Annotated in this window: 12 protein-coding genes; 1 reads left to right on the plus strand and 11 read right to left on the minus strand. The window is 35.2% G+C overall.

The annotated features are described in order from the left end of the window. Positions 1-100: 100 nt before the first annotated feature. From H7R56_RS27075 to H7R56_RS27110, 8 genes are all read right to left on the minus strand, one after another. Positions 101-523: a hypothetical protein gene (locus H7R56_RS27075; RefSeq protein ID WP_136374519.1), complete on the minus strand. Its 423-nt coding sequence runs from the start codon at positions 521-523 to the stop codon at positions 101-103. 2 nt (positions 524-525) lie between these two features. Then, the gene (locus tag H7R56_RS27080; RefSeq protein WP_045351289.1) at positions 526-939 is read right to left on the minus strand and encodes an ankyrin repeat domain-containing protein; all 414 of its coding nucleotides are present in this window, start codon (positions 937-939) and stop codon (positions 526-528) included. Positions 940-1,058: 119 nt separating this feature from the next. Continuing rightward, positions 1,059-1,565: an ankyrin repeat domain-containing protein gene (locus H7R56_RS27085; protein WP_001569501.1), complete on the minus strand. Its 507-nt coding sequence runs from the start codon at positions 1,563-1,565 to the stop codon at positions 1,059-1,061. Between the two features lie 265 nt (positions 1,566-1,830). Then, positions 1,831-3,957 (minus strand): DUF927 domain-containing protein, encoded by a 2,127-nt coding sequence (locus H7R56_RS27090; RefSeq protein ID WP_001569500.1) that lies wholly within the window; start codon positions 3,955-3,957, stop codon positions 1,831-1,833. A gap of 96 nt (positions 3,958-4,053) precedes the next feature. Further along, on the minus strand, positions 4,054-4,632 hold the full coding sequence (locus tag H7R56_RS27095) for a hypothetical protein (protein ID WP_048242330.1): 579 nt from the start codon (positions 4,630-4,632) through the stop codon (positions 4,054-4,056). Between the two features lie 59 nt (positions 4,633-4,691). Beyond that, positions 4,692-6,659, minus strand: coding sequence for a coiled-coil domain-containing protein (locus tag H7R56_RS27100; RefSeq protein WP_227674762.1), 1,968 nt, complete (start codon positions 6,657-6,659; stop codon positions 4,692-4,694). A 113-nt stretch (positions 6,660-6,772) separates the two neighbouring features. Then, on the minus strand, positions 6,773-7,138 hold the full coding sequence (locus H7R56_RS27105; RefSeq protein ID WP_001569496.1) for a hypothetical protein: 366 nt from the start codon (positions 7,136-7,138) through the stop codon (positions 6,773-6,775). A gap of 79 nt (positions 7,139-7,217) precedes the next feature. Next, entirely contained in the window at positions 7,218-7,844 is a 627-nt protein-coding gene (locus H7R56_RS27110) for a ParA family protein (RefSeq protein ID WP_076050509.1), read from the minus strand. A gap of 151 nt (positions 7,845-7,995) precedes the next feature. Between H7R56_RS27110 and H7R56_RS27115 the strand changes: the two genes are divergently transcribed. Beyond that, complete coding sequence (locus tag H7R56_RS27115) at positions 7,996-9,891, plus strand: LPD7 domain-containing protein (protein ID WP_175149795.1); 1,896 nt, start codon at positions 7,996-7,998, stop codon at positions 9,889-9,891. Positions 9,892-9,910: 19 nt separating this feature from the next. On the opposite strand, the gene H7R56_RS27120 is transcribed toward H7R56_RS27115, so the two are convergent. The 3 genes from H7R56_RS27120 to H7R56_RS27130 all read right to left on the minus strand — a co-directional run bounded on the left by H7R56_RS27120 (position 9,911) and on the right by H7R56_RS27130 (position 12,725). Next, positions 9,911-10,669: a hypothetical protein gene (locus tag H7R56_RS27120; protein WP_045351279.1), complete on the minus strand. Its 759-nt coding sequence runs from the start codon at positions 10,667-10,669 to the stop codon at positions 9,911-9,913. 48 nt (positions 10,670-10,717) lie between these two features. Beyond that, positions 10,718-11,398: a hypothetical protein gene (locus H7R56_RS27125; RefSeq protein ID WP_048242333.1), complete on the minus strand. Its 681-nt coding sequence runs from the start codon at positions 11,396-11,398 to the stop codon at positions 10,718-10,720. A gap of 145 nt (positions 11,399-11,543) precedes the next feature. Further along, complete coding sequence (locus H7R56_RS27130) at positions 11,544-12,725, minus strand: DUF3800 domain-containing protein (protein WP_048242334.1); 1,182 nt, start codon at positions 12,723-12,725, stop codon at positions 11,544-11,546. Positions 12,726-12,813: the final 88 nt, after the last annotated feature.

A 12,813-nucleotide genomic window follows, 5' to 3' on the forward strand; every position in this document is an offset into this window, starting at 1 on the left:
CCCTATATTAAATAATGAAAACAGGTGTCATACATAAAGTATCCTTTTAGATTAAATGTTGAATTGGCAGTAATAGAAAAGCGCTTCTCCGGCGCTTTTTCTATTTGTATCTTCTGGACTTATAAACTTCTGTCAGAACATTTTCATACTGAATGATAAAATCTAAAAAACGGTCATTACCAATCTTCAATATGAGATCATATCCGCTTAAACCTTGCTTATTTCGCTTTTCAAGTGAAGCGCCATTCATTAACAGGAAGTTAAAGAAAGAAAGTTTATCATGTATAACAGCCTCCTGAAGAGGCGTTAATGTATCAACAACAGTATTCAGATATTCAGGTTTTGCTATTAACTGAATCATTATATTGATAAAGTGATTACCTTGTTCGTCTTCTTTCAATACCCTGATTAAGTAAATAAGGGCATTAAGTTTAACTTCTAATGTTTGAAACATGAAGTGATCATAGATAATATCACCTCGATTCTGTTTTATTGCTGTAATTAACGCTTCTTTTATATCCATGATTAAGCCTTTTTCTTAGCCTTATTTTCTTCTGATAACAACATACGAGAAATTGTCTGGTTGTTTTCAATGTCTAACATCGCAGCATAATCAGCGGCTTTTCTTCCACTGTGATCATTAATCAAAACATCGCCACCATTGACAATAAAAAACTTAACTGCTGGAACATTACCCATTATAACAGCGTGAAATAGAACTGTTTTACCTTCTCTGTCCTGATTGTTTATATCAAAATATTTAACAAGCATTTTGGACATTTCATAATCTTTATATTTTTTATAAAGTAGCGTGTATAATAATAAGGTGTGATGATTTGTTGTAAGCCAATCATCCTTACCAATGCCATTATCTATAATATATTTTTCAAACCCGGCAACATCTTTTGAAGTAAATAGTTCTTTTGGGAAGTTTTCCATAATATTCTCCTTAATAATTAAAATGTGATGTATTTTATATACAAAATTAATTCTTATTGGTCAATAATATAGAAATAAAAAACCCGCAATTAAGCGGGTCAGAGAGAAGGAGTATTAATTTAAGCGCTCAATAACATTCTTTCTTCATTCTTTTTTCTTACGTTATTTTTAAATACCTCTATAAACTGACTGTAGTTTTTTCTGTCTGCCATTGTCATGTTTTCATAGTGATAATGACCATCAGCACTTTTCAGGAATGGATTACAGCCCATGTTAATCAATCGGGCAACATTCAAAAGCTTGTTGGTTTTAAAAAGCACTGTCTGGCCTTTGTTGTTTCTGTGGTTGATTTTAGCGCCACAGCTAACAAGATACCTGATTACATCAATATTACTATTGTGAAATATAGGTGTTTCACCTTCATTATTCATAAAGTTAACATCAGCACCAAGTTCTACAAGAGCCTTAGCTACATCAACATTACGCGCCACTGAAAGCGGAGTAAACCCCTTGTAGTTCACAAAGTTAACATCTGCGCCCTTTTTTATTAAATCTACAACTTCTTCATAGGTGTTTACCAAAAAGAGATCGTAATTGTATTCTTCAATCAAATTTAAATCTTTCATATTTAACTCCTTCTATGTTCTCTCTCCTTCTTATATACACCATAATAATAACATTTTCAAGTATAGATTAGTATAGACTATACTATTTTCTTTTAAAAAAGTTGCTTTTAACAAGGTTAAGATGTATATTTGAATCTATTCATAATGTATTTCCTCCATTTGAGGAAAAAATCTTTTTATATCGTATGGTCGGGATTTTCCCGGCCTTTTTTTATGCATAAAAAAGCCCCGCATAAACGAGGCTAAAGTTAAACCTAATCATTAATCAAAAAGGCACAAAATCATCGTCTAACTCTAATGGTTCTCCATCTACTACTGTATCAACATTGCTGTGCGCATACTTAATGATTTCCTCAAGATCAGCTTTACTATCAATAGAGTTGTTAATAAAAGCTTCGTCAAGAAGCGCATTTTTGGCCTCTTCGCTTTCTGTTTCAATCACGACAGGTCTGTTCTTAAGAATAAATGTTTTTTCGCGGGTAGAAGTTGAACCAAGAAGCAATTGTTTTGCTCCCCTTACTCGCTTAGTATCATAGAGTTCAAGTTTCTTAGCAGAAGCTACAAGCTCTGTAATTTCGAGTTTGAATGAACGTCTTAGGTGTTCATCACCCATCGTATTTAAAATAACATAACCATCAAAATCATTTGGTGTTTCCATAGGGCTATTCAAATGAATAATACCTAAAACATTACCTTTTGACTGAGCCATATCAGAATAACGCTTCGCTTCTGATTTTTGAGCCGCTACTCTGTTAGAGGAATCATCATCAGAATAAGCGTAAGTTTCCCAAACAAAAGAAGCTTTATTGGCGTTGATCATGAGTTTGAGAATGTCCATATTATCCCAATGTTTCTCATTTACATCAAATTGAGGAATGTCCTTATTTGAGAATCTTGATTTGTGTATATCAATAGCTTCATGGCAAATCATGCCATATTCTTCACCAAGAATAGCTCCCACAATATCAGCACCAATTTTTGAAAGTGCTATTGTCTGAATGGTTCTTCTTTCATCATGAATGATTTTATAGTTAGGGTCATTTATTAACTCACCCTCATAAGCATAAATATTAGTTCTCAACTCATCTACATGCTTAACGATATAATCAATAATAAGGGGGTATAAATGACCAAAATTCTGGTCAAGCTGGTTTAGCCACCATTCAACAACATCACCACGCCCTTCTTCTAAGTTAATACCAAAGATGTTTATCTCTGGATCTTCTACGTCAAACTCAAAGATACGTGAGTCAATGGCGCTTTGCTTCATATCCCCTCTTGTTAGTTCATAAAGGGATTTATTACTGGTAGTGAAAAAGATACTGTTCCACATTTTACCTTCTGAAACTTCTGTATCTTTATCATACTTGGAACGCCCACCATTGTTAGCAATAGTCATGAGCTTAGAGATCGCATCACTGGCGCTACCACGGAACATATCATCAATCTCATCAATGACGAAAAAGCCATTGGTGTAAGATGCCAAGAGTTCTTCGAGTCCGGGGAACGTGGTCTTACTGTCTCTGATAAGACCATACTCACGGTTAGGCGCTCCCTCAATACTGGCTATCATGGCCTCTAATGTAGACTTCCCTTTACCCTTCTCACCGAAAATGTTGTAGATAGGTGAGAAGTTGGCTGTTTTACGTATCAGCCCCTTTGTATAGGAAGCAAAAGCAACAGAGATAAATATGCTTGCAAGGCGTGAGGACTTAATCAGTTCTTGGAATACGGTGATCTGTATAGAAGCATTACCAACACGTTTAGTTCTGGTCTTGGACACACCTACGAATTGTGGATGGCTTTCTCTTATGTGTATCAGGCTATCAACAATCCAGCCTCGCTTTGTGTAAGCAGGTAAACAATCAATGAGCTGGTTTTCATCATCAATGATTTTACCATCCAAACGTTTATAAGGACTCTGAGCAGTAGCAAGGACGGTGCTCACTGCTTTCTGTATCTCTTTTAACTGCTGATTATCGCTGTAAGGTAAAAGATACCCGGCCTTTTTTAGCTTAGATGATTTGAGATCAGAAAATTGGTCGAGTGGAATAGAAAGAATTTTCTTTTCATTACGGATGTTTTTAAAAGCTACATTAACATACATGCTATTAATATCTTTGTTAGCATCATTGTTATCGCCTTCTAAATCCACTGTGGATAGAATCTGAACAGGATAAATATAATAGTCTGTAATTTTAATCCAGTAGTAATTAGCTTTTTTGTCTTTGGCTGGATTGCTCTTTGCTAATTTATATATACCTGTTTCGTGAATGATATAATCACGAGCAGCAAAATAAGAAGTCTCTATTAGTTGCTTCTCGGTATATTGTTCTTCTTCATGGTAAACTATATCAGTTGATAGTTCACTTTTGATTGTTCTCATATTCATAATGTATCCTTTTATAATCTTTTTTGTGTGCTCTAATGGCACTTTTACTATTTATAACATTTTCTCACTATAAATCAATAGTAGAGTGAGAAATAATTAAGCAATCGCCTTTAAATTTCGCTTCCAGTTATAAACGTAGTTTTCTATATAGATTTTAGAAAGATTGTTTGGGGCTGTATTTCCATACTCATTTTGAATATCGTTTAATACATCCTTTATTACTTCAAGCTGTTTATTTTGATCAACGTTGAATATTGATACTGCTACAGGTAAGTTTCTTAAGATACATTCCTTGAAAAAGAAATATAAAAACTCATCATTATATGATTCCGGCTTGAAACAACCCCACTTTTTAAGCTTTGAACCAAAATAATCAATGAACATATTTACCTGCTGACAAGTAAAATTCTCATCGCCATATAGTGAATAACTGTTTATACCTTCTTCAACAATAAGCGTTTTATTATCATTAAATGGTAATGAGTGTCTGAAAATAATTTTTTCTTTCCTTGATAAGTCAGTTCTGTTCTTCCAGACATATCCAAGCAATGAACCATAATCAACCTCAACATTTGAGGTTGTAGCGGTTATTTCAACTTCTGGCTGTGGTTCCTGTGCTTCTGCTTCTTTTCTGGATTGTATAGCCATCCTCGCTTGTTCTGTTCTATTCATCATAATGTTTTCCTTCAAATGTAATCGGCTAAAGCAAAGAGGGGCTTTTCAGCCCCTTCTAATTATTTGTTTTTAGGTTTCTTAGGGTCAGGATTATTATCTTTCTTGCTATCTTTAGCTTGTTCTAAGCGTTGTTTATTATCATCTTCATAAACCTTTAGAGCGTCATTCAGGTCTTTATTATCAACTTCTAATTTAGCTTTGTCGGATTTAAGTTCTTCAATTTCTTTTTGAACAGATTTAAGCCTTTTATTCAAATCATTATTTTGAGTTTGAAGTTCATCTTTCTCACCTTTCAGTTTTTGAACATCCTCAACCTGTTTGGTTATTTCATCGGTTAATGATTTATTTGAAGCTTTTAGCGCTGTGATAGCTTCCAAATGACCTTTTTTGAGGTCATCAATGATTTTATCGAACTCTTTACGTTGTTTATCTTTCTCTGCTTTCAGTGTAGCAAGATTATTTTCCAGTTCTGTATTTTTACTTTCAAGATCTGCAATATTGGTATCTTTGCTAACAATAATAGCGTTAAGTTCTTTAAGCTCATTACCATGAGTAGTTTTAAGCTGTTTTATTTCTTCTTCTTTATCAGCTAAAAGATTGTCAAACGTTTTTTGCTGATTTTCTAACGCACCTTCATAGAACAATTCTTGTTCCTGAAGCTCTCTTTCATGAGTAGACTTAAGCTCTTCAATCTCTCTATTTTTAGCTGTTATTTCAGTAGTATGCTTAGTCGTGAGGTTAGTGATCTCAACCTCATGTTTTGCTACTGTAGTGGAATAAAGAGTATCTAACTCATCATATTGAGTAGTAATTTCAGTATAATTGGTTTTGAGGTTTTCATGTTCTTCTTTTAATTTTTCAAGAACAACATTTGTATCATTGAGTTGTTTCTCAAAAGCTTCTCTTGATTCTGCTTCAGCTTTTAATGTTGCTTCTGTAGTTTCTAAAAGCTGTTCAGTAGAGGTAAGTTTCTGTTTTGTGGTGGCTAAGGCAATAGCATTTTCAACATAAGAACGTGTAATGTTAACAAGCTCTATTTCCCTGTAAGCCTCGGCAAGTTTTTCTTCGGCACGTTTAGAAATATCAGCAAGTAATTTTTGACCATTAATGATACTTTTATGAAGTTCAGCATCCTTAATATCTTCTTCTGAAAACTCTTTAACAGAAAGCTCTTTCGATGTTTTAAGGTTTTCTAATTCAGTATGTAGCTCTTCACGTTCAGCATCTTTAATAGCATCCTGTAAAGCATCTTTAGCCTTAACCTTGTTTTCATCCATCTTCTCATCTTTATTTAACCAATGAGTTTTAGGAAGTCCAAGCGTTTCAAGAGCATCGTTAATACGTTTTCTTTTTAGTTCTCGCCATTCAGCTTCTGAGCCAAGTAAAGAGCGTCTTGTAATACTTCTCCAGTCTGGATTATTTGGTAGGATGATTGGCTGATCATTATGGTCTATTCCATAGTAGTTCTTGTTATTTAAAGTTCGTGAACCAACAATCATATGGAAATGAGCACTTTTACCGTCTTGGCTAACATGAGTGCCAGAAGCAGCTACAAAACAATCACCAATATGAACAGTTGGCGTATAACGACCACCACCTTTACCTTTCTTATACCACTCATTAGGGTGTGCGAAAGCTTCAATAACTTCTTTTTTGAAGTCAGGCCATTTTTCTACCGGAGTTCCTTCAGGGATTTGAATTAACAAGTGAGTAAACTCTACATCAGATTCACCATCACCTATTCTTCTTTTCGTGTTATATCCCGGTCTGTCCTGTAGTTTTATAAATAACTCATCGCTTGGAAAGTCTTCTGGTTTAATCAAACCATCAATATACTCTCCTGTTTCGGTATTACGATAACCGATGTATTTATCAATAAGTTCTTTACTGTTTTCAGCAGTAATAAATGTCTTTGATACTGGATCATAAAGTAAAGCACCATCGTGAGAAGCCTCTTTGAAACTCTCTGAATGCCTTAAATCACTTATTACCCCTTTTTTTGTTTTTTCACCAAGTATTTTCATCATAATGTATATCCTCTTATTATATTGTCTGTTTTATGGGTTTTGGGTTTCAGCCCATAAATATATCCTAACCCATATTTAATTAATTACAACAGACGAAGTAATCCCTTTATCAATTATTTTTCTGAAACGATGATTTTTTTATTTTCTTTTATTAACTCATCGGCTTTCAAATCGGCAAGAGCCAAAATCACATTGGAATAGGGTTCATCAGAAAGAGATTTAATTTTCTCTTCCAGCGCTTGAGGAATACGGATAGCTGCCATACGGAAGTTATCTTTTTCACGGGTAATCTTGAAGGTGCAACGCACGTATGGCGTGGTTCCCGGAGGAATATCACCCAGATCGATATACTCATAGTTCCAGTAGGTTTCCGCATACTGGTTAGCAAAGGCGGTTTCAAGAGAGGTTTTTTCAAACGACTCCATATCATCTAACCAACTTGCTGCTTTTTTCTTCTTTTCTACTTTCTTATCAGTCATCACAAACTTCCTCAGATTTCACCAGAATGAATATAGTCTAGTCTATACCAGTCTATACTATAATGCATGTTTTTCAGGGTCAGGCTTCACTACCGGAGGCCAGTTGCTTAATCTTGCTACCCATAACAGATAACAGGTGTTCGAACTCGGCCTGAGCATCGTTAGCTGATGGCAAACCTGATTTTGGTTCGAATACTGTTATACCCATACCGTAAGCACGAGGGTAGGCAACACGTTTTCTGATGAAAGGTTGTTCATAGCCATGAGCGCGTGCTTTCTCTTGGATACGCTCTAACAGTTCGCCTTGCTCTTTGTTCTGGATCTCAACACGGTTAGGAAGCAACAGATAAGGCTTCTTCATTTCGTTCTTCAGCTCATCAATGCTTTTGAGCGTAATTGAAAAGCTGGAAGCATCGAGGATAGTCGGCACGATCACAAAGCTACCCAAAGCCCCGCCGCTATTCACACCGGGGCTGTGGTCAAAAATGATGTATTCAGAATCGGCTGCAGGTTTACGGCCAACGTGAAAAGGAAGCTCTTTACCGTTCTGTTTGGCATATCCGGCAAAGATAAGTGAACCGCCTTGAGGGTCAAGATCTACAAGACTTGTTTTACGTCCCTGAGCCGCAAACCATCCAGCTATCTGGATGGCTGAATTTGTTTTCCCAACACCACCCTTACGATTCCACACACTGATAGTCAACATAACACTCACCTTTTTCTAGGTTTTTCAGTTGGTTAGGCTTTCCGTCAAATTGACATTCCGCCGATATAGATTAGTATATATTAGTATAGACTATACTAGCAATGGGAAAGTTTATGACAACCAAAACAATTACTTAAAGAGAGGAAACAATATGACAGACAATACAGAAAACTTGTTCGATGAGAACGGAAATATTCAGGATGTGTTCAAGGAAAAAACAGTAGAAGAGCTGGAAGCACTCTTCCCCTCGATGGATGAAGAACCGGCTTTACCAGTAGAAGCTAACCCGGCTGATGAGCTTATCGAGAACCGCCTTGTTCTACAGGAACGTATCACCAAGATTAATGAGCTTATCGCTAACAAAGATACGCATGGCTTCAATGACGCTGTTATCAGTGCGTTCAATGATGAGTTATCAGAACTGGAAGGTTCACTTAAAGAGATAAACAGCGTGTTAAGTAGTGATCCGGTGGCTGACGTTGAAACGCATAATCTCGCAAACAAGCAAACACAACTTATGGAACAGTTTGATAAAGATATAGATGATTTATACGCTTTGGATTTTAAAGGCATGACTACCGAAGAGTTAGAAGAGTATTTTGAAAAGCAAAAAGCACTAAATGAACAAGAGATAAGGAATTGCGATTGGGTCATTCATAACCACTATGATTTTGATGTAAGTGATGTTATAGAGGCAACACAAAAACGTGATCACTACATGAATAAGTTCGATATTATTTCTCAAAGAGTTAATGATGAGTTAAACGTCCGAAAAGAAAACGATGAAAATGATTTATTTAATATTTTAACTAATAATCAGGCTCCGCAAACAACTACCAAGAATGAAATAGATTATACTGATTTAGATCGTTTTACTGAACAACATCGCAACCCTAAAGATGCGGATAAACTTATTGAAGAAAGAAATAAGTTAGAAGCGAGTGTAGAAAATTTCTCCAACCTAATAGAGAACAAGGATACATTAAATTTTGATGATGCATTTATAAAATCTATCATAGAAAACAAAAATGATGCGTCTAATAAACTTGAAGAAGCGAACAAATCTATAAAAAGCATACTTAACAATAAAGATCTTCCTGATATGACACATAATGAACTTAAAGAATGGAGTGATATTAAAAGGGATGCTTACATGTTTGTTAACAGTAAAATTTCAGATGAGCTTATGACAACAGAGAATCATATTATAACTAACAGGCTTATTAATGAAAGAAATGAAAATGAAAAATGGTATAAAGAGGTAAGTGAAAATATAAAAGAAGAAGAGCTTAAAAGAGAACGTGATTATAATAATTTTATGCAAAGCATACATCATGAAATTGATAAAGAAAATAGCCAAAAAGAAACGCTCACTGATGAAGATCAATTGACAAGAGAAATATACAACAATGTTGGTATTGAAGAGACAATGACTCTTAAAAAGTCTTCAAACCTTAAAAATAAACTATCACAAACAAGAGAAAGAATAGCTACCAACAAAAAAATCGATTATGAAGAGGAACATCAAACGCCGTGGTATAAGAAATTAGGTGATGTTGTAGATTACTTTGCTGATGGTTTAAAAGGTAGTTCCAATGCAAAACCAGTATTTTTAAGCGAGGATAAAATCTATGATACCTTTGGTGATGAGATTGATAAAATCATAAACAGATCTAAAACACGTATTATTCACTTTAAAGATAAAACATCTGTTCTTGAAAGTGCTCAGGAAATAAGAGCTAAAGGCAAAAACTATAATACAGTATCAGAAAAAATGTCTAAACTCGCCATAGCTAAAGGCTGGAAGTCTATAACGTTTGAAGGTAGTGATGTGTTCTTGAGTGTAGCTTATGAGAAAGCAACCCGTTTAGGGCTTGTCGTAGAGCCTCAGAACGCTGAACAAGAAGAACTGTTCAAAGGTATCCATAAAGCCAAAGGTCTTGATGAGATCATGCCATTCAGCGGTATGAAGAGAGAAGAGGTTAACAATAAAGAGATTGATGTTCCAGAGGTAAGAGCCACACAAGGCCAGAGGATGAGAATGTAAAAAGGGGCGTAAGCCCCTTTTATATTTTTAACCCTTTCTTAATATCCTTTTCGTAAGATTGTTTTTCTTCGATACTTTCGATTACTTTATCCATGTAATATACACCCAAATTCATATGTTGACCGTAGGAAGCAAACTCCAAACCTTTTACTTTACCTGAACCAAGATTTTCACCCGCTAAGGTAATTTCTTCATTAAAGTCTTGTGATAAATCTGAAAGTCCAAGATCCTTATCTAAAGATTGAGTAGTATCTAAAGTTGCGAAATGATGATTTAAATAATCCCCATCATTATTGTAAGAAGGAACTACCATTAAAGGTATATCGCCATTCTCATCATTTAGCTTCACAATCGTATTATACTCATTATCATGATCAATTTTCAGCTTGCCATTTTGTAGTTGTTCTTTTATGTATGGATGATTATCATGTGGTGTTCCATTTTTACACCATACATCATTTCTCTCATAAGTATTATAAGTGCTGTTAATTTCGTTGATTATATCTTTTTTAACTAACTCATGAAATATTTTATCTGAATCTACATCAATAACACGATCACTAATCAGGTTATTACTTGAATATTTTTCTAAACCCTTTGCTTCATTTATAAATTTATCATTTCCAAAACGTAAAAACATATCTCCATAACTACTTTCTTTATCCGGCGCATGTTCATTATCAGAATAGTTGCTACGTCTTTCATTTTCTTTATCAGTATATTTTATTACATAATCTACAACTGTATCATTGTTAACTAATTCATATTTCTTTCCCATAATATTTCTCCTTGTATATTTTATATTTAAAAGGGGCTTACCCCCTTTTTATGCTCTGTATGATGATCTTGATTTTTGTTCTGGTTCATCTATTTCTAATGTTGCTTCGGCTTCATATTCAAGAGTTCGTAGATAAGACTGTGTGCTTTCTAAACCGTCTTTTAAGCTTTCATAATAAACACCCTCATTTGTAGTTGAAGATGTTGCTACATAATTAAACCCATCAGAATTTAATGAAGCTTGGCAATCTTCCTTTGGTTCAATTGAAAAAATAAGATCACCAACAGGAAGAATTTCATTACCATCGTTATTACCAATGTAGCTTATAGAAGCATATACTCTATCTGTATCAAGTGAAATCTCTCCACTTTCTAATCTTCTATTTAAATCAGAAAAATCAGGGTCATTTTTGATTGTGTCCAAGATTTCTTTTGCGGCAAGTTCATGTGATAAATCATCTGATAAAGCCTTGTAATCTTCCTCTGTATAGTTAGATATATCAATCTTTTTATTGCCAAGATCAAGAACTAAATCACCTGTAGTTTCATCAGAAGTGTATTTAGATGTGGATGGAGTGGATTTTATTATACTTTCAGCGTTATCATGGAACATTTGAAAATAGGTTTTATCATCATCATAATATTCTTGCTTGCTGTTATATTCTTTTGTTTGTAATGCTGCGTTTTCTAAAACATCGTTAATACTAACTACTTTATACTGTTTACCCATAGTGATTCTCCTTTTGTTATATGGTCTTTAAATTACAACATATATTCAATGAAAATCAAATTAAATTGAGATATTAATTAATAAAACAAGATAAACGGTATAGGTAAACACAAAATAAAAGGGGCATTAAGCCCCTACATAGTTTTTATGGTTCATCCGGGTAAGTGAATGCTTTATGCTTCTCATGTTCTAACGCTGACATAACACAATGTAATAATGTTGGGTTATTATCATGAGATTTGTTTATCAGGAGCCTTAAAAACTCCATATTTAATCTTTGCCTTTCGTTAAGACTGTTTCTGTCATGTTTAATCTTTTCATAGCTGTTGCTATTCAGGTAATCAAAATAATGCTGCATAAAGCCAGCCACAACATCACTCACTTGAACCAGAGGATTTAGCTTTGAATCAGCGAAAGAGTAATTAAGCGTTAGATTAGGGTTGGCTTCTGCTGCCTTTTGTAGATCTGCTTCCACTACCTTCTCTATGTCAAAGATATGACTGGAAGCCTCGAACATTTGCGCCCGGTGCTGATAGAACATAGCGAAGCCATCAACAAGGCGGTTATCGTCGTCTGTAGGCGGTTCATCCCTAATATCCATAGTGAGTGTCATATCATCTATGTTTTGGTCAGAGCAGGCCATCAGGAGCTGCAGGAGGCCATGAGCTAACCGGAGCTGGAAATCATCTTTATTGGTAGCTGTATAGAGGTTTACGCAATGAGTGGAGATCTGGCTTGATAGCCCTTGTATGAAATCCTTCTCCCGCCCCTCGATGTATGGGAAGTCATAGGACTTGAGGAACTGGATGAACTGAACCTTGTTAGCTTTAACGTAGGTGTGTAGAGCGTCCTTGTTTGCCAACATGTAGCCATAGAGCTGTTCATCACTCATTTCCGGGATGAAGCCCTTCTCACGTCCGAACAGGATACAATCATCAATGATGTCCACGTATCCCCAATACTCCATATTCAGGTGGAAGTAGTGTAGGTATAGATCACCATAGAGAAGCCACTCAAAGAACGCTGTGAGCTTCTTAGAGGTGAGCATAGTCAGGAAGTCGCCTTTAGCTAAGTGTTTCAGCTTGAACTCTTTAGCGTTGGCCTGTAGCTGTATGCGCTGGCGTAAATCATCAAAGTCGGCACTCGATGAGGAACCAGTATGAGCAACACCGGCTAACACGAAGTTTACGCTGTTGTGCTTGTCTGGATCATGGTCAATGTTATAACCATCAATTTGTTTGGAAAGATATAGTTTACGAACGTTATTAGATTCATCGTAATAGAATTGATAGCTTTTGTTTTGCTGCGGGAAAGGATTCATACACATCACTTTTTTTGTGGGTTATGAACCATATATAACAATGTAGGATCTGGAAGTCTATAAACAAAAAACCCGCACAAGGCGGGCTTCTTTA

The sequence above is a fragment of the Klebsiella sp. WP3-W18-ESBL-02 genome (genome assembly GCF_014168815.1).
Lineage (GTDB): Bacteria > Pseudomonadota > Gammaproteobacteria > Enterobacterales > Enterobacteriaceae > Kluyvera > Kluyvera ascorbata_B.